This window comes from Syntrophomonas zehnderi OL-4 (assembly GCF_000983115.1).
In the GTDB taxonomy this organism is placed as follows: domain Bacteria; phylum Bacillota; class Syntrophomonadia; order Syntrophomonadales; family Syntrophomonadaceae; genus Syntrophomonas_B; species Syntrophomonas_B zehnderi.
This window is the reverse complement of sequence record NZ_CGIH01000038.1, coordinates 64,749-82,127: the sequence shown is the minus strand read 5'-3', so window position 1 is coordinate 82,127 and position 17,379 is coordinate 64,749. Positions and strand designations below refer to the sequence as shown.

General features: G+C 44.7%; 20 protein-coding genes. 18 read left to right on the top strand and 2 right to left on the bottom strand.

The window, feature by feature from the left end; translation table 11 throughout:
- Nucleotides 1-306: 306 nt before the first annotated feature.
- The 8 genes from AAV90_RS10985 (at nucleotide 307) to AAV90_RS10950 (ending at nucleotide 6,056) form a co-directional block, all read left to right on the top strand.
- The gene (locus AAV90_RS10985; protein WP_046498967.1) at nucleotides 307-1,020 is read left to right on the top strand and encodes a segregation and condensation protein A; all 714 of its coding nucleotides are present in this window, start codon (nucleotides 307-309) and stop codon (nucleotides 1,018-1,020) included.
- On the top strand, nucleotides 1,014-1,526 hold the full coding sequence (gene scpB, locus AAV90_RS10980) for an SMC-Scp complex subunit ScpB (protein WP_046498964.1): 513 nt from the start codon (nucleotides 1,014-1,016) through the stop codon (nucleotides 1,524-1,526). Before AAV90_RS10985 ends, scpB begins: the two co-directional genes overlap by 7 nt.
- The gene (locus AAV90_RS10975) at nucleotides 1,527-2,099 is read left to right on the top strand and encodes a DnaJ family domain-containing protein (protein ID WP_046498961.1); all 573 of its coding nucleotides are present in this window, start codon (nucleotides 1,527-1,529) and stop codon (nucleotides 2,097-2,099) included.
- Nucleotides 2,100-2,207: 108 nt separating this feature from the next.
- Nucleotides 2,208-2,867 (top strand): DUF2953 domain-containing protein, encoded by a 660-nt coding sequence (locus AAV90_RS10970; protein WP_046498958.1) that lies wholly within the window; start codon nucleotides 2,208-2,210, stop codon nucleotides 2,865-2,867.
- Nucleotides 2,827-3,261, top strand: a complete 435-nt coding sequence (ytfJ, locus tag AAV90_RS10965; protein ID WP_046498955.1) for a GerW family sporulation protein — start codon at nucleotides 2,827-2,829, stop codon at nucleotides 3,259-3,261. The genes AAV90_RS10970 and ytfJ overlap by 41 nt, the downstream gene beginning before the upstream one ends.
- A gap of 247 nt (nucleotides 3,262-3,508) precedes the next feature.
- Nucleotides 3,509-4,099 carry a nucleoside recognition domain-containing protein gene (locus tag AAV90_RS10960; RefSeq protein WP_046498952.1) on the top strand — a complete coding sequence of 197 codons (591 nt, stop codon included), beginning with the start codon at nucleotides 3,509-3,511 and terminating at the stop codon, nucleotides 4,097-4,099.
- 3 nt (nucleotides 4,100-4,102) lie between these two features.
- A complete protein-coding gene (locus AAV90_RS10955; protein WP_046498950.1) occupies nucleotides 4,103-4,636 on the top strand; it encodes a spore maturation protein in 534 nt (177 codons plus the stop codon).
- Between the two features lie 151 nt (nucleotides 4,637-4,787).
- Nucleotides 4,788-6,056 carry an MFS transporter gene (locus tag AAV90_RS10950; protein ID WP_046498947.1) on the top strand — a complete coding sequence of 423 codons (1,269 nt, stop codon included), beginning with the start codon at nucleotides 4,788-4,790 and terminating at the stop codon, nucleotides 6,054-6,056.
- A 62-nt stretch (nucleotides 6,057-6,118) separates the two neighbouring features.
- Here AAV90_RS10950 and AAV90_RS10945 read toward each other — a convergent pair whose 3' ends face one another.
- Nucleotides 6,119-6,379, bottom strand: coding sequence for a hypothetical protein (locus AAV90_RS10945; protein WP_046498945.1), 261 nt, complete (start codon nucleotides 6,377-6,379; stop codon nucleotides 6,119-6,121).
- A 293-nt stretch (nucleotides 6,380-6,672) separates the two neighbouring features.
- Here AAV90_RS10945 and trxB point away from each other — a divergent pair, with 293 nt between their 5' ends.
- A complete protein-coding gene (gene trxB, locus AAV90_RS10940) occupies nucleotides 6,673-7,890 on the top strand; it encodes a thioredoxin-disulfide reductase (protein WP_046498942.1) in 1,218 nt (405 codons plus the stop codon).
- 354 nt (nucleotides 7,891-8,244) lie between these two features.
- Complete coding sequence (locus AAV90_RS10935) at nucleotides 8,245-9,912, top strand: formate--tetrahydrofolate ligase (RefSeq protein ID WP_046498940.1); 1,668 nt, start codon at nucleotides 8,245-8,247, stop codon at nucleotides 9,910-9,912.
- 207 nt (nucleotides 9,913-10,119) lie between these two features.
- Here AAV90_RS10935 and folE read toward each other — a convergent pair whose 3' ends face one another.
- Nucleotides 10,120-10,692, bottom strand: coding sequence for a GTP cyclohydrolase I FolE (gene folE, locus AAV90_RS10930; protein WP_046498938.1), 573 nt, complete (start codon nucleotides 10,690-10,692; stop codon nucleotides 10,120-10,122).
- 464 nt (nucleotides 10,693-11,156) lie between these two features.
- On the opposite strand from folE, the gene AAV90_RS10925 reads away from it, so the two are divergent.
- The 8 genes from AAV90_RS10925 to AAV90_RS10890 all read left to right on the top strand — a co-directional run bounded on the left by AAV90_RS10925 (nucleotide 11,157) and on the right by AAV90_RS10890 (nucleotide 17,082).
- Entirely contained in the window at nucleotides 11,157-11,891 is a 735-nt protein-coding gene (locus tag AAV90_RS10925; RefSeq protein ID WP_046498935.1) for a pseudouridine synthase, read from the top strand.
- Nucleotides 11,892-12,036: 145 nt separating this feature from the next.
- Nucleotides 12,037-12,468, top strand: coding sequence for a hypothetical protein (locus AAV90_RS10920; protein WP_046498933.1), 432 nt, complete (start codon nucleotides 12,037-12,039; stop codon nucleotides 12,466-12,468).
- Nucleotides 12,469-12,483: 15 nt separating this feature from the next.
- Nucleotides 12,484-13,326 (top strand): HDOD domain-containing protein, encoded by an 843-nt coding sequence (locus tag AAV90_RS10915; RefSeq protein ID WP_046498930.1) that lies wholly within the window; start codon nucleotides 12,484-12,486, stop codon nucleotides 13,324-13,326.
- A 495-nt stretch (nucleotides 13,327-13,821) separates the two neighbouring features.
- Complete coding sequence (locus AAV90_RS10910) at nucleotides 13,822-14,481, top strand: hypothetical protein (protein ID WP_046498927.1); 660 nt, start codon at nucleotides 13,822-13,824, stop codon at nucleotides 14,479-14,481.
- A 26-nt stretch (nucleotides 14,482-14,507) separates the two neighbouring features.
- The gene (locus AAV90_RS10905) at nucleotides 14,508-14,723 is read left to right on the top strand and encodes a 4Fe-4S binding protein (protein ID WP_046498925.1); all 216 of its coding nucleotides are present in this window, start codon (nucleotides 14,508-14,510) and stop codon (nucleotides 14,721-14,723) included.
- Nucleotides 14,724-14,727: 4 nt separating this feature from the next.
- A complete protein-coding gene (locus AAV90_RS10900; RefSeq protein WP_046498922.1) occupies nucleotides 14,728-15,783 on the top strand; it encodes a 3-methyl-2-oxobutanoate dehydrogenase subunit VorB in 1,056 nt (351 codons plus the stop codon).
- Nucleotides 15,783-16,523: a thiamine pyrophosphate-dependent enzyme gene (locus tag AAV90_RS10895; protein WP_046498920.1), complete on the top strand. Its 741-nt coding sequence runs from the start codon at nucleotides 15,783-15,785 to the stop codon at nucleotides 16,521-16,523. The genes AAV90_RS10900 and AAV90_RS10895 overlap by 1 nt, the downstream gene beginning before the upstream one ends.
- Before the next feature lie 4 nt (nucleotides 16,524-16,527).
- Nucleotides 16,528-17,082 carry a 2-oxoacid:acceptor oxidoreductase family protein gene (locus AAV90_RS10890; protein WP_046498917.1) on the top strand — a complete coding sequence of 185 codons (555 nt, stop codon included), beginning with the start codon at nucleotides 16,528-16,530 and terminating at the stop codon, nucleotides 17,080-17,082.
- Nucleotides 17,083-17,379: the final 297 nt, after the last annotated feature.

Below are 17,379 nucleotides of genomic sequence, written 5' to 3'. Positions count from 1 at the left end.
TTGGTCGCTCCGATGTAGCGGAAGCTTTAGCTTCCGGTGGGGTTTTAATAGACACAGATAACACAGATAAGACAGATTTACACAGATTATTTTTGATTAATAAAACGCTATCAGGAGCATAAATGTAGATGCTCAAAGAATCGGCAATTTGCAGGGCGACCTTTGGTCGCTCCGATGTAGCGGAAGCTTTAGCTTCCGGTGGGAAGCAAAGCTTTCCCATCTGTATCGCGAACCATTTTCAAAGGTGGTTGTGGACTCCGTCCATGGGGGGTTAATAGGAAATAGATCCGGTAAGGAGACAGGATCATGGAATACATGGTAAACCTGGAACAGTTTTACGGACCGATGGATCTGCTGCTATATCTGATAGAAAAGAATGAGATGAATATCTATGATATTTCCATTGCCCTGATAACAGATCAGTATATGGATTATATACGGGCGACTGAGCATATCGATCTGGATCAGTTGGGAGAATTTCTGGTTATGGCTTCGTATCTGCTGAATCTTAAATCAAAGATGCTCCTGCCTGATCCGGTGGAACCATCGGAAGCGGATCAGGAGAGCCCGGACCCCCGGGAGGAATTGGTTAATAAATTGGTAGATTATAAGCGTTTCAAGCTGGCGGCAGAACTGTTGGGAGAAAGACTTAGCGATGATTATCCGCGCATTTTTTATCGCCACGGAAGCACAGTACTGCCTGAGCCAGAAAGTGAGTTGAGCGCCACTCCCAGATCCCTGCACAGGGTATATGTAAGGCTTTTGCAGGATATGTTGGCTCAGGATAAATACCAGATTCCCCAGGGCGATATTAATGTAGGCGAAAAAATGTCTGAAATAGAACACAAACTTAAATTGGCCGGTCGTCCGGTTCACTTCCTGGAACTCTGCCACCGGGATTTAGGCCGCAGGGAAATCCTGGCTTTATTTTTAGCTTTGTTGGAGTTGATTCGTTTGGGTAAAGTGACCGCTTTGCAGGAAAAAAGATTTGGCGAAATCAGGATGGTGATAAAATGTTAATGCAAGATGACATCAAGGCGGCGATTGAAGCTGTGCTTTTTGTCAGTGGGGAAAGGGTTGGGTCTCAGGAGCTATCCCATCTGTTAAATATCAGTGAAGCTGATTTAAAGCAGGTCATGCAGGAAATGATGCTTGAATATCAGCAGGAGAAAAGAGGATTGCAGATCATGGCCCTGGAAGGCGGATATATAATGGGTACCAAGCCCGAATATGCCGGGGTGTTAAGCCAAATGATCAAACCGGTTCGTCTGCGGCTATCTCCGGCTGCCCTTGAAACCCTGGCTATCATCGCCTATCAGCAGCCGGTAACCAGAGCCGAAATAGAGCAGCTCCGCGGCGTAAAAGTAGAACGTATCTTAACCAATCTCTTGGAACGCGGTTTGATAAAGGAAGATGGACATAAGGCAGTTATCGGCAAGCCCATTATCTATAGAACCACCTATGAGTTCCTCAAAATATTTGGACTGTCTAGTTTAAATGATTTACCTGCCTTGGAGGTGAAGTAGATGAGTGAACGCAATATTGAGGAAGAGATTAAGATAAGAGCCCAGCAAAACCGAAGCCTGGCTAAGTATATGAGCAGCACCCGGGATCTGGTGGAGGAACAAATCCGTAAAGCCCAAGAACGGGGAGATTTTAATAATTTAAAAGGAGCCGGCCAACCTATAGATCTTTCCGAAAATCCTTACGAACCTCCGGAACTCAGGATGGCTTTCAAGATCCTGAAGGAAAACGATTTTGCGCCTTACTGGATTGAATTGGGCAAGGAAATAGATGCTGACCTTGCTAAACTAGAGGAGGAACTTGATTACTTTAAACGCTATATCCAGCTGTTCCTGGCCGACAGACATGGCCGCCAGGCCATGCAAAAATTCCGGGACAAAAAAGAATTGTTTTATTATCAAAGAAGGCTGAGTCTTAAAAAGATTGATAAAAAAATTCTGGATTACAATCTGCAATGCCCTACATTTCGACTGGGTAGAGCCAATCTGGATATTGAAAATGAAATGATGAAAACAATTCTGGCCATTGAAAACTTAATTGAAAATACGACCCAAGGAGGAAATGGACGCAGATAACAGACTTTTTTCGGAAACGCATCCCGGAAAGAGACTGTTATCTGCGTCCATTTATGATGCATATACCTGGCCTTGATGGGAACTATATGGAAAAACGGGAGATTTTAGATGTGCTATATAGTTGCCATATTGCTGGGGTGCCTGGTAAGCCTGTCTTTTTTTTATGGTCATGGACGTATTACCATCGAAATATTTGAGCAAGATCATGTCCAGGGCATCAAGCTGGACATCAAAATCCCTTTTTACCAGAAAAAAGGGGAATATGATTTTAGTGACCCCAGGCTGCATCTTTGGGAGGCCCTGCTGGTTGATCGTATGAACAGCAAGCCTGCTGGTCAGTCGGGATTTAATGGTGCCGCCCTAAAAAATGTTTTGCGAAAAATATCCGCGCTTTATCACACTTCCCCCTTGGAAAAAATGCGTTTTGATATCATCCAGAAAACCCTGTCATATTTAGTGGTAGATAACCTGGAATGGAAAACTACCACCGGCGGGAATGACGCCATGCAGGCAGCATTGCGTAGCGGTTGTTTCTGGGCGCTGCAGAGCTGGGTAGCTGTGTTTATTAGTCTGCATTGTCGGCTTAATCATTTGCAATTGGCAGTTAAACCTGATTTTGCCAATAATATATTTTTAAGTAATTTTGCCTGCATATTAAAAATGCGGATCGTACATATTATTATCATAGTGTTCTATATTTTAGCATGGAAAGTCAGGTGGTGGATAAATGGAATCACAACAGACTCAGCCGAACAGCCGTCCCATTGAAGGGCTAATGAAAACGGCTATGGAAAGTATAAAAGAGATGGTGGATGTAAATACCGTAGTCGGTGATGCAGTTGAGACCAATGATGGCACTGTAATAATTCCCATATCCCAGGTTGCCTGTGGTTTTGCTGCCGGTGGAGGGGAATACGAATTCGATAACGCCTGCAAAAGTACCCAGCTTCCTTTTGGCGGCGGCAGCGGCGCCGGGGTTTCAGTTAAACCGATTGGTTTTTTGGTAGTCAGAATGAATGATGTCCGCTTACTGGCAGTGAACGGTAATGGCCTGGCTGAAAGAGTTGTAGACCTGGCGCCACAGTTTATCGATAAAATCGAAGGCATCATGCAAAGAAAGGAAAGGAGTCGGGCTCAAAATCAGACTCCTCCAGAGTGTTGAGAAACTTTTTACTTAAACCAGCCATCGATAAATCTGGAAAAACTGAAAAATAATTAAAAAAACAGGAAACAGCTCGGCAACAAGCCGGGCTGTTCTATTTTTCTGGCTGCCAACATAACTTTCTAAATAACAAGCGGATCGTCAACACCGGGGGCCGGTTTGCTATCAAGGTCGCTTGTGTTATCTGCGTATATTATCTACCGGCCTGCAGTAATGGGTTGAAAAATATAAGGCGGAGGGAAATGTTTTGCTTAATGTAGTCTGGCTTTTGTTGTTGGTATCGGGGATAATTGTGGCCGGATTAAACGGAAATATCGAGGTGGTTACCCAGGCAGCCTTAGGCGCAGCCCGGGATGCGGTACAGGTCTGTTTTAATCTGATTGGAATCATGGCCCTGTGGTTAGGGATTATGAAAATAGCTGAAAAAGGCGGTTTGATTAACGGATTGGCCTGGCTGCTAAGGCCTTTGTTGGTTAAGCTGTTCCCGGGGGTGCCTCCCCGGCATCCCGCCATGGGAGCTATCATCCTTAATCTGAGCGCAAATGTTTTAGGGCTTGGCAATGCTGCCACTCCTTTTGGGATGAAAGCCATGCAGGAATTGCAAAAATTAAACAATGACAGTAAAGAGGCCTCGGCGGCTATGTGCACTTTTCTGGCTTTAAATACTTCCTGCATAACGCTAATCCCGGCTACCATCATCGGGGTCAGGGCTTCCTTTAAATCAGCCGACCCTACCGAAATCGTAGGAGCGTGTATATTTGCCACTAGCTGCGCTATGATAATAGCCGTTTCCCTGGACTATTTCTTCAGAACCTACAGCCACTGGGGGAGGAAATAAGTTATGTTCATGTCCATACTGACTGCGGTTTCCCGCTGGGCTATTCCGTTTCTGCTGCTGGTCGTGCCCGTCTATGGTTTTTGCAAACGGCTGCCTGTATATGAGACCTTTGTGGAAGGGGCAGAAGAGGGCTTTTATACCGCTGTCAGGATTATCCCCTTCCTGGTCGGTATGATGGTAGCCATTTCAGTATTTAGGGCCTCCGGAGCCATGGATTATCTTATTCAAGCCTTGCTGCCGTTGATGCAGAAATTAGGCGCACCAGCCGAAGTGCTGCCTTTGGGGGTAATGCGCCCCTTATCCGGCAGTGGGGCCTTAGGGCTGGCTACCGAGCTTATAAAAGTATATGGCCCGGACTCAATGATAGGCCGCATGGCTTCCGTCATGCAGGGCACTACCGACACCACTTTTTTTGTTCTGACCGTCTATTTCGGATCGGTAGGCATTAAAAAATACAAATACGCTCTCATCACCGGTCTCAGTGCCGACATTACCAGCCTGGTTGCTTCCATTTATATCTGCAACCTGCTGTTTTAGCAGTTTAATTTAGATTTTTTGCAGGTCTTAGATTGATACCGAGCCAGTAAATTCAAATTATATGTATGTTATAATTTAAATCTAGGGACACGTTCGATTCTTATACTGTCCCCATTGATCGGGTTTAATTATAAATAAAGAAGATGAGGTTTTGATTAAGAAAATAGCCAGTCGCAACAAATTTCGGTATGTATTGATTGTTTCGATGAGTTTGATGTGGATTGTGGTATATCTGCAGCGTGTTAATATTGGGGCACTGCTGGTTGATGCACGTTTTTTGCAAGAGTTGGGACTGGTCGGACAAACTGCCCAACAAGGGCTGTTGATGACAGTTTTTCTGTTGGTTTATTCTCTTGCCAATATTGCAGCCGTACCGATCAGCAACCGATTGGGATCCCGAAAAGCGATTTTGCTAGGGATATTCATTGCTTCTGGAGCCATGCTGGCCGGAGGGTGGATGGGATCACTGGCAGCAATCCTTATGGTACGGGTGTTGTTGGGAATTGGCAACGGGATTCATTTTCCCAATATGAGTATTCTGGTTAAACGGTGGTTTCCTCCCCATGAGAGAGGAACAGCCAATTCCATGTACGGAGTAGGCGGTTGTGTGGGTATGATAGTGGCTTTCCCCTTGTTTTCCACAATAAATTCCCGTTTAGGCTGGGAGTTCAGTTTTTTTATACCCGCCCTTTTGGCCTTGTTATGCACTTTCCCCCTTTGGATGCGTTGGATATCGGATCGCCCCCAGGACAATCCATATATTTCTAAAGAGGAAATCAATTATATAACCGCATCTTATCAGAACCACCAAACCCATGTACCTGAAACGGCTCCAAAGATTGCAGGAGATAAATCCCTGCTGTTAAATCCATCTTTTATCCTGCTTTGTATCGCCTATACGGCGTTTTTATGCAGTTGGTGGGGAATATTAACCTGGATGCCGCAGTACCTGGTACAAGCCCGCCAATTTGATATAAACGGCACTTCCAATAATCTAGCCCTGGCTTATTTGGTGGCCGCGGTTGGAATTTTGACGGGGGGCAGATGGGTGGACAGAGCAGAGCGCAAAAGCAGTATAGCTATCTTGGCTTTGGTATGTGTGGCTGTAGCTACCCTGGGAATAGCCTTGGTTTCTTCACCTGTTCTGGCAATAGTCTTTATGGTGATGGCGGTAGGAATAAATGAATTTGTTTATCCGGCGGTTTGGTCAATGTTACAGATGTTGATGCCGGATAGTTTGATGGCGGCCGGTGCCGGGATCATGAGCGGAGTCAGCAATCTGATGTCAGCAGTTTCTCCCTTTGCTATCGGTTGGCTGATTCAGATGAGCGGCAGTTATGTGGGAGGATTATTGTTTCTGGTGACTATTTCTGGGTTAGGCGCGGTAAGCTGTGTGCTGCTTTACCAGCAGGGGTATTAAAGGGCGTCGCACCTTAATAATAATTGGTTGAGTGAGAGTAAGCTGGGTGTCTGCCACCAAAATTATTTTACGAAGTACTTCCTTATTTGCAGATAATTTGCTTGGGTGGCTGCCCCACACGATGTGCAGATCAGGGCGACCGGTAAAGTGGCTTTGGCTCCGGGTAATCCATCGAGTGGTTGCTGGAGCTTCCAATTGCTGTCACCGCAAACCGTGCATCGGGTGCGGCAGCCTTTTTGCTCGATATATTTGTTTACCATTTCATTGGTCACGTCTGGGTTAAAGGAATGTTTAGGGGTTTTTGCTTTTGCTGAAGTATCCATGCTGTAGCTCCTTCCGTCATTATCTATAATTATTATATCACTGCGCCATAAGCAGTATTTAAACTACCCCCTGGAAAATAATTACTGGTATTAAAAAAGACTACCTTCAGGCGGTTTGTTGACCTCAAGAACCGGGGAATAAATCAACTGCCTACACCCGCATATTTGTGCAATTCTAATTCTAGGCCAACGCATAAAACGATTTTATTAACCAAACAATAAACCAAAAACGAGAGATTATGTATAATGCTGACCGTAATAGACTTTGTTTTAGTAAGGGCAGGTGATTAGTAATGGAAACATATGACCTGATCGTCCTGGGAGGAGGACCGGCTGGTCTGGCAGCAGGAATGTACGGCGCCCGTGCCCGAATGAAAACGGCCATTATTGAAAAGGGCCGGCCGGGCGGACAGGCGGCTACAACGGAGGATTTGGAAAACTACCCCGGTTTTGGGCCGGGAACTACCGGGCCGGGTTTGACCCAGTCAATGGCTGACCATGCTCTGGCCTTTGGAGCTGAATTAATCAAGGATAACATAGTCGAATTGTTTTTGGAGGAATCACCCAAAAAGATAGTCTGTAAAAAAGAGACTTACCTGGCTCGTGCCGTTATTTATGCTCTGGGAGCGGAACCGCGTTTGCTTAATGTGAGCGGTGAGGGCAGGCTAAGGGGTAAAGGGGTTAGCTATTGCGCTACCTGTGATGCTGATCTTTTTGAAGAATTGGACGTAGTGGTGGTAGGCAGCGGTGATGCTGCCATAGAGGAAGCCGAATATTTAACGAAATTTGCCGAGAATGTAACCGTTATCGTAATCCATGAGGAAGGCAAGGTCGATGCCAACCGCGTAGCAGCAGAGAGGGCATTTAAAAATCCCAAGCTAAAATGGATTTGGAACAGTACCGTAAAGAGTATAAACGGTTCTGAACTGGTGGAAAACGTAACCTTAAAAAATATCAAAACCGGTGCAGAAAGCGATTACCCAACTAACGGTGTTTTTATCTTTATCGGCACGCTGCCTAATTCAGATTTATTACAGGGGCGGGTTGAACTGAATAAACAAGGTTACATTATTACTGACTACAAAATGGCGACCAATATTGAAGGTGTTTTTGCGGCGGGTGACGTTTGCGATAAATACCTGCGCCAGGTGGTAACTGCCGCCGCTGACGGAGCCATCGCGGCAGTAGCCGCAGAAAAATACGTACATGAAACCCAGTTATGGCAAAGTGAAGTGTTAAATTCGGAAAAACCAGTTTTGGTGGCCTATTATGATCCCACCGATATGACAGGTACTGAAAAGATAGGCCTGGTGGATCAATTTGTAAGCCGACATCAGGAAAAATTGGCTCTGGTCAAAGTGGACGCTACTCGCAATGAGCTGGTCGAAAGGCGTTATCATATTGACTTGAACCGCTTGCCGATGGTACAGCTGTTTAAAAAAGGGGAGTTAATTAACAGTATCTATGAGATCAGCAGCGTTAATTTGAGTCGCTTAACCGGTGTAAACTAAGGAGTGAGTTGAGCGTATATTGGCAATAGGAGAAAAGGTACTTGGTTTACCCGCGATATGTTTTATAAAGATGGTCAGAAAATAGATGAACTGTCCGGTCAGGAAATTATGCCCTGAAGATGTGGGGAGAAAAATAAGACAATATACGCAACCGGAGTAATCCATCAGCAACCGATCCTTTAATTAGCAGTCGATCCGGCAGGAAACCGCTGTCTCAATATAATTCAGAGAGACATTATGCCCGGGCAAAAAAATATGGGCTGGACGTGGTAACTATTGAAGATTATAATAGTTCAGAATTGAATGTTTGAGTTATGCAAACAACTCTCAATACTTGGCAAAAGGAGTAATAAAATGAGAAGTGATATTGAAATTGCCCAAAGTGCTACCCTTAAACCCATTTCTGAACTAGCCCAATACTTAGGTTTAAACGATGATGATATTGAGCTTTACGGAAAATATAAAGCTAAAATCGCGCTTAATACCTGGGAAAGGATTAAAAACCAACCAAACGGAAAATTGGTTTTGGTTACAGCTATTAATCCGACTCCTGCCGGAGAAGGTAAAACTACTACTACAGTGGGATTGGGAATGGCCTTAAACCGCTTGGGTCAGAAGGCCATTATTGCCTTGCGGGAACCTTCCCTGGGGCCGAGTTTTGGGGTCAAAGGAGGAGCCGCAGGTGGGGGCTATGCCCAGGTGGTACCCATGGAAGATATTAACCTTCATTTTACCGGTGATTTTCATGCGATAACCACGGCTCATAATCTGTTGGCAGCCATGGTGGATAACCACATTCACCAAGGTAATGCTTTAAATATCGACCCGCGCCAGGTGGTGTTGCGCCGGGTAATGGATTTAAATGAAAGGGCACTGCGCAATATCGTGTTGGGATTAGGCGGCAAAGCCGATGGAATTCCCCGCGAGTCAGGATTTGATATTACCGTAGCCTCGGAAATAATGGCGGCTTTGTGTTTGGCCAGTGATTTGATGGATCTAAAGGAAAGATTCAAACGTATAGTTGTAGCCTATACTTATGATGGTCGACCGATAACTGCAGATGATTTAAAAGCGGCCGGTTCCATGACTCTTCTGATGAAAGATGCCATCAAACCAAATCTGGTGCAGACCTTGGAAAACACTCCGGCATTTATTCACGGCGGGCCCTTTGCCAATATAGCTCATGGCTGCAATAGCGTAATGGCTACTCAGATCGGCTTGAAATTAGGCGACTATCTGATTACGGAAGCCGGATTTGGCGCGGATTTAGGAGCGGAAAAATTTCTAAATCTAAAATGCCGTTATGCAAATTTAAAACCCGATGCTATCGTGTTGGTAGCGACCATACGGGCGTTAAAAAACCATGGGGGCGTAACTAAGGACAAGCTGGCTGAGGTAAATATGGCAGCCCTGGAAAAAGGTATTGCCAATCTGGAAAAACAACTGGAAAATTTGAATTATTTTGGACCACCGGTGGTCGTGGCCCTCAACGAATTTCCAGGGGATACCCAGGAAGAAATCGAGCTGGTTAGACAGAAATGTGCTGCGCTGGGTGCAGAAATGGCATTATCACGAGTCTGGGCTGAAGGCGGTAAGGGCGGGGAGGAACTGGCCCAAAAAGTTATGGCAGCTACTGCCAAGCCCAGCCATTTTAATTTCTTGTATGAATTGGAACAACCGATAAAATCAAAAATAGAAACAATCTGTCAAAAAATTTACGGGGCTGCGGCAGTTAACTACAGTAAGCAAGCAAATGACCAGATTGCGCGATTTGAAGAACTGGGTTACGGAAACCTGCCTATATGCATGGCCAAAACCCAATATTCACTCAGCGATGACCCCAATGCATTGGGCCGTCCTACCGGGTTTACCATGACGATAAGAGAGGTCAGACTCTCGGCCGGAGCAGGATTTATTGTTGCCTTGGCTGGTACTATTATGACTATGCCGGGTCTGGGCAAAACGCCGGCGGCGGAAAAGATTGATATTCTGCCGGATGGAACTATCGTAGGTCTGTTTTAATAAAACCAAAGCTGATAACCTAAATAGTGTCCGCCAATACAGCAGTGGCTTTTTAGACCCTGAAAGATACTGATTGCTTATGAGTAACCCTGAATTATTAATTGTATTTAAGCTTTCGCCTTCCCCAAAAATTACTCAAATTCAGTGTTCCTCACAGCTTTCAGTATCAATTTACATATTACTAGGCGTACGATGTTAGCGGGGGTATTATTTTAAGATGAGCGTAAGCAGTTCGGCCCGGGTTTGAGGACGGGTTTCAAAGATTCCGCGCACGGCCGAAGTGACAGTAAGTGAACCGGGCTTTTTAATACCCCGCATGGTCATGCACATATGCTCAGCTTGAATGACCACACCCACCCCCATGGGTTCCAGGGTTTCATAAATACAGTCTGCGATTTGGGAAGTCAGTCGTTCCTGAAGCTGGGGTCTGCGGGCGTAGGCTTCAGCTACCCGGGCCAGTTTACTGATGCCTACCACTTTGCCGCCTTTGGGGATATAGGCAATATGCGCTACTCCATAAAAAGGCAGGAAATGATGTTCACACATGGAATAGATTGGGATATCCTTCACCAGAACCAGCTCATCATGATATTCAGTAAAAGAAACGTCCAAATACTTGCGCGGATCCACCTTCATACCCCAGAACAACTCATCGTACATGCGGGCAACTCGGGCAGGCGTATTGACTACCCCTTCCCGTTGCGGATCTTCGCCAATGGCCTCCAAAATCTGTTTGAAGGCCGCCTCAATCTTAAGCCTGTTATTATCTTGTTTATCCATTTTGTCCTCCTGCTTATGAGCTGAAATAATTAATCCGTTTGCATAATTCCTAGTTTTCATACATAATTCCGAGCCGAGGCCAAGGATTTTGGATCCTGGGATGTAAAACAACTGAATATGCAAAATCTTAATATACCTATAATAACAGATAGCTTTTCTAATTAATCAGCCAATTTAATAATTTATTCTACTTTTTTAACTGTATGCTAAGGTCAGTCTGCACGTCAGGCTTACGGCACATCAATGTCCGGCCCATCGTCAACTTTATTAAAAATAAACGCAGTTAGAGAGCTTATTTGTCCAAACTGCTGCTTATAGTTTGGGAGTTTATATTATTAGGTATACTATTACCGGGAAACTAGAGGATAATGGCATCTAAATGTAGAATATAAGAAAAACAAATCAATTCTTCTGAAGTGCAGGTGTTGTATGACAATTAATATTGCAGTAAGGAATGGCTTAAGTTGAGGATAGCGAAATATCTCGCCCACAGCGGTGTTGCATCCCGCCGGCGATGCGAGGAACTTATCAAAGCCGGGCAGGTTAAAGTAAATGGCACTGTGATTACCGCACTGGGAACCCAGGTTAATCCTGATGTTGATATAATTGAATTAAGAGGTGAAATCATTACCAACAGCCAGTTGGCCGTATATTATCTGCTTAATAAGCCCCCGGGCTATATTTGCAGCGTTTATGATCCCCAGGGGCGTTCTACGGTTTTGGATTTGATCGAGAATTGCGGTGGACGGATTTATCCGGTAGGGCGTCTGGATTATGATACCGCGGGCCTGATTATCTTGACTAATGACGGGGAGTTTGCCAATCTAATGGTGCACCCCCGCTATAAAATAAAGAAAACCTATGAAGCCTGGGTAAAAGGAAGGGTCAGGGAACAAGAACTTATGCCCCTTACCAAGGGTATAATGTTGGAGGATGGAATGACCGCTCCGGCTGAAGCTCGGCTGTTACGCGTCAAGGCTCAGGAAAGCCTGATAAAGATAGTTATCCATGAAGGCCGCAAAAGGCAGATAAAACGTATGTGTGCTGCGATCGGTCATCCAGTAATTCGACTGAAACGAACCGGGTTTGACTTTTTGTCTTTGGACGGTCTTCAAGAAGGCCAATATCGTTTTTTGAGCAGTAGTGAAGTCAAAGCTTTGAAAGAGTCTGCCGGGGAAAAAGCTTGTTTTGGGAATTAAACTGGAAAAACCTCAATAATACCGAGGATAAAGTATACCCTGGACTTTTCGATATATAATTTCAGGGGTTAAAACAAGCATCAAACTACAAAATAAGACTTGATTTGCAGCAATAATTCTAAGCTGGGATAGGGGATGAAAGTAAATGGCGGGTTTAGGAATAAGGCTACGCCTTGATTACGCAAGTCATGGAAAAACCAAAAAGCTGTTTCAGGGCAAAACGATGGAACAGTTGGCTGAGGATGTACGCCAGCATAAGGTCTCTTTGCTCAGGAATGTTCCCACACAGGGAATTCGCATTGATGATATTGACATGAGTGCTGAAGTATATTCAGTTTACGATGAAATTACCGGGCGAATGATCGCTTATGCCCCGGTCATAATTACCTTTACCGCAGATAGTATCGAAGATGCGATAAAGTTTTGCATGAAGGAAGAATTTAGAACCGTAGAGGTCTTGGAACCAGCCGAGTTGACCCTGTCCAAATTTGATGTGGAAAGATTAGTATTTAAAGTAAGTGAGGAACTGGTATCGTACAAAGAGCATTTATTGAAGAAAATTAATAATTGGAAATAGGTTGGGGGGGTAACTATGGGGAAAGTTACTTTAGAATCGATAATAGAAGCAGTCAATGATCTGCCGGCTTTGCCGCATGTGGCAACCAGGGTAATGGAATTAACAGAAGATCCGAATTCGACCGCCCAGGATATTAATGCCGTTTTAAATCAAGATCAGGGAATGACGGCCAAGGTATTAAGAATGGCTAACTCAGCCTTCTACGGTTTTCCCAGGCGTATTGCTACGGTAACTGATGCGACCGTTTATTTAGGATTCAAAACCGTGCGCAGTATCGTCATGGCTGCTTCAGTCAGTGATATTTTAAGCCAGGAGATAGAAGGCTATGCTTTAGCTCCCGGTGAACTGTGGAGACATTCCCAATGTGTAGCGATGGCCTCCAGACATATTGCCAAAAGAATAAAATTTGGTTTTGTTGATGTCGCGTATACGGCCGGCCTTTTACATGATATCGGCAAGGTGATTTTAAATAATACCCTTAAGGAAAGCTACCATGAAGTCGTAGCCCTGGTTACCGCTAATAATATACCCTTTCTGGATGCGGAAAATGAAATTTTAGGCTACAATCATGCTCTGGTAGGAGCCAAGATTGCGGAAAAATGGAATCTCCCTCAGGAATTGGTAGAGGCCATTGCCTATCACCACACACCTGAGCAGTCCGGGGTTAATAAAAACCTGACGGCTATCGTACATGTGGCCGATGCGATCTGTGTATCCATGGGTATAGGTATCGGGATTGACGGCATGCTCTATCCTTTCTCCGAGCAAGCCTTGAGCCAGTTGGCTTTGCAGGTGAGTGATATTGATATCTTGGTTTCCCAGCTGACCGATGTCTTTGTGGATCAGCAAAGTTTCTAATATAGACAAGGATAACAAAAAATGGCCCGGCAACCTTAATTATGAACGAAGTTCATGTCAGTGGTACCGGTTGGGTGATTTCTCCGAACGCCTTTACCTTTTTTTAACACGTCAATTATCCTGTGGTTAAAACCTGATTTAACCGGGGAGCTTAATTTGCCCCCGGTTTTTCCTTGCAAATTAATAGAAAGACAATTAAATAGATACTGATTAAGACTGATTTTTTAATTAACGATACGCTGAGGAAATGGATTTGACCACTTCGTTACTTAAATCTATTGGTTGTCTCTGTACTCATGGGGGTTTAGTATATGTATATTGTGGAAACGCAACATTTTGTTATCCTGGTAATGGCGCGGCTTGGCTGAAGAAATAAAGGGTGCAAATATTAAACTATAGAATTTTGGGCAACTTTTTATTGCTTTTCGTATAATTCTGTTATACCATTACTCAATATATAAGCATAAAAGATTTTCGCTCGGAAAGGGGCACAACTTGGCTAATGTAATTATTTTCGCAGGGGGATTTGGCAGCGGAAAGTCGGAACTGGTATTAAATTATGCGATACGGAAACGAGAACAGTCTGATCGTGTAGTTCTGGCGGATCTGGATCTGGTTAATCCGTATTTCGTTTCCCGGGATATTCGCAAAACCCTGGAAAATATGGATATAAGGGTTGTAGCACCGAGCGGAGAACTATCCTTTGGGGATGTCCCCAATATTCCCGCTGAGATTATTGGACTGCTACGGCAGGAAAATGATATGATCATCGATTTGGCCGGAGATGAAGTGGGAACTTTGGTATTGGGGTATCTGAGCAGATATATAAAGGATAGATACTATGAATTTTATATGGTAATAAACCCCTACAGACCATTTGCACAGGATTTAGAGAGTGTTACGGAATTAAAACAGCTTCTGGAGGGAGCAGCCCATATACCTTTTACCGGTATAGTCAGCAATCCTAATCTTTTAGGGGAAACCACCCCTGAAATAATCAGAGCTGGGCATGAGAAAGTCCGGGGATACGCCCAGGAGATGAACCTGCCGATTCGTTTATTGACTGTAGAATCAAAATTTCATGATGCACTCGTTAACCAATATGGAGAAATACTGTTAGGTATTAACCTCTATTTAAAGCCTGACTGGATGTAGGAATTCTTCAAAGGAGGAAAAGTAGGATGGCAAAAGGCAGGGTTCGTTTTTTTACCGACCGGTGCAAGGCGTGTGAGCTGTGTGTAAAGTTTTGCCCTAAAGGTATATTAGGGCTTGATGAAGAGATCATCAATACCCTAGGCTACCATCCGGTTAACATACTGCATCCGGAAGATTGTAACGGATGTGGTATTTGCGCCCTGATGTGTCCGGATATGATTATTGAGGTAGAAAGGGAGTGATGATATGCCTAAGGTTTTGATGAAGGGCAATGAGGCCTTGGCGGAAGGTGCGATTATCGCTGGTTGCAGAGGTTTTTTTGGCTATCCCATTACTCCTTCCAGTGAAATAGCTGAGTATATGGCTAGAAAACTTCCCAAGCTGAATGGTGTTTTTGTCCAAGCGGAGAGTGAACTGGCTGCCATTAACATGGTATATGGAGGAGCTTCCACCGGTCAGAGGGTAATGACCGCCTCATCAGGTCCGGGCATCAGCTTGAAACAGGAGGGTATATCCTTCATTGCGGAAGCAGAGTTACCCTGCCTGATCGTAAATATATCCAGGGGAGGGCCGGGACTGGGCGGCATTCAACCGGCTCAGTCGGATTACTTTCAAGCTACCCGCGGTGGAGGACACGGGGATTATCGCACCATGGTACTGGCACCCTCCAGTGTGCAGGAAATGATGGATTTTGCCGTTACCGGCTTTGAACTGGCTGACAAATATAGAAGTCCGGTTATGATTATGGCTGAAGGTACGCTGGGTCAGATGATGGAACCTATTATCATGAGAGAACCGGTAACTAAATTACCTGAAAAACCTTGGGCCGTAACCGGCTGCCGGGGCAGAAAACCTAATATTATAAATACCTTGCACTTATCAGCAGAATACCTGGAAGAACGTAATCATCATTTGCAAAATAAATATACCTCCATGGCGCTTAATGAAAAACGGGCCGAATCATTTCAAACCGAGGACGCCGAATTAGTGGTGGTGGCCTTTGGATTGATGGCGCGCATCGTCAAAAAGGCGGTTATGGAAGCACGCCAACAAGGTGTTAAAGTAGGTATGATCAGACCCATTACCCTATGGCCTTTCCCCGATGAAGCTATCCGGCAGGCCGTAAATAGCGCCAAACGTTTTTTGGCGGTAGAGATAAGTATGGGTCAGATGATTGAAGATATCAGGCTGGCGGTAGCCGGGCGGGCACCAGTGGAATTTTACGGGCGCATTGGAATCACCCCCAATCCTGAGGAAATCTACCAGGAAATTATGCGGATTGCTCAAAGGGAGGGATACTAATGAAAGTTATAGCCCGTCGTCCGGAAAGCCTTACCGAGGCTAAATTTCACTATTGTCCAGGATGCACCCATGGCATTATTCATCGTTTGATAGGTGAATGCCTGGATGAATTAAACCTGCGGGAAAACGCGATAGGCATTTGTCCGGTAGGATGTGCCGTTCTGGCTTATGAATATTTCAACTGTGATATGCTGGAAGCAGCTCATGGCCGGGCTCCAGCTATTGCGACAGCTATAAAAAGATTACAGCCTAATAATACGGTTTTTACTTATCAGGGAGACGGCGACCTGGCCTCTATCGGTATGGGTGAAATCGTGCATGCATCTCTGCGGGGAGAAAAGATAACCGTGGTTTTTGTCAATAACGCCATTTATGGTATGACCGGTGGGCAAATGGCACCCACCACCTTGTTGGGACAGGTTACCACCACCTCTCCCTACGGCAGAAATAAAGACTTTGAAGGTTATCCGGCCAAAATGGCGGAGTTACTATCTCAAAATGAAGGTTCCGCCTACATCTGCCGCACCGCCGTTAACAATCCGGCCAATGTAATCAAAACTAAAAAAGCCATAAAGAAGGCCCTGCAGATTCAGCAGCAGGGACTGGGTTTCACCATGGTGGAGATATTATCAACCTGTCCTACTAACTGGGGATTGAGCCCCCTGGATGCACTTGACTGGGTAGAAGAAAAAATGATTCCTTATTATCCACTGGGTGAGTTCAAAGTTAAGGAGGACTAGCAGGATGGAAAAAGAAAAGCAGATATTGTTTGCAGGATTTGGAGGACAGGGCGTATTGTCCATGGGTCAATTTCTCACCCATGCAGCCATGGAAGTCGGCAAGAATGTATCCTGGGTTCCTTCCTATGGTGCGGAAATGCGCGGAGGGACTGCGAATTGCCTGGTAACGATTGCCGATGATGAAATCAGTTCCCCATTAACCGAACATCCTTTAATGGCCGTTATAATGAACCGGCCTTCCCTGGATAAATTCGAAGACAAAATCCAGCCAAACGGAACCGTAGTTTTGAATTCTTCTCTAGTGGATCGTAAGCCTGTCCGCGAAGATTTGACGGTGCTGGAAGTTCCGGTTAACGAGTTGGCAGAGGAAATTGGCAATCCTCGAGGAGCCAATATGATTTTGCTGGGTGCTTATCTGGAAAAGACTGCCCTTGTGGAAACCCAGCAGGTTTTAGGGTTCTTTGAGGAAATTTTTAAAGGCAAAAAACAAGCCGTTATTGACAAGAACAAAGAAGCCTTTTTAGTCGGCGTGGCTTATGCTAAGAAAGAGTGGCTATAGATATGGGCGGGTATTTATAATTAATCCCTTAAAAATCAATGCGGGAAAATTAATTGTTGCCGTAGGATTATAAGTCCTACGGCCAATTTTTTTTAAAATTCAAAGAGCCATTTGTCTTATTATACCGATCTGTTTCCGTATACTTTAGTTCCCAAGTTTGACCTAAAAAACAAATCCTCCAATATGGATTTTTCACAATTCATAGGTAATCATTGGTCTGCTTATAAACAACTTTGATTAACCATAATTTTGTAAAACCCTTATTGGAGGAATGCCAAGCAATAAAAGGACTATTTA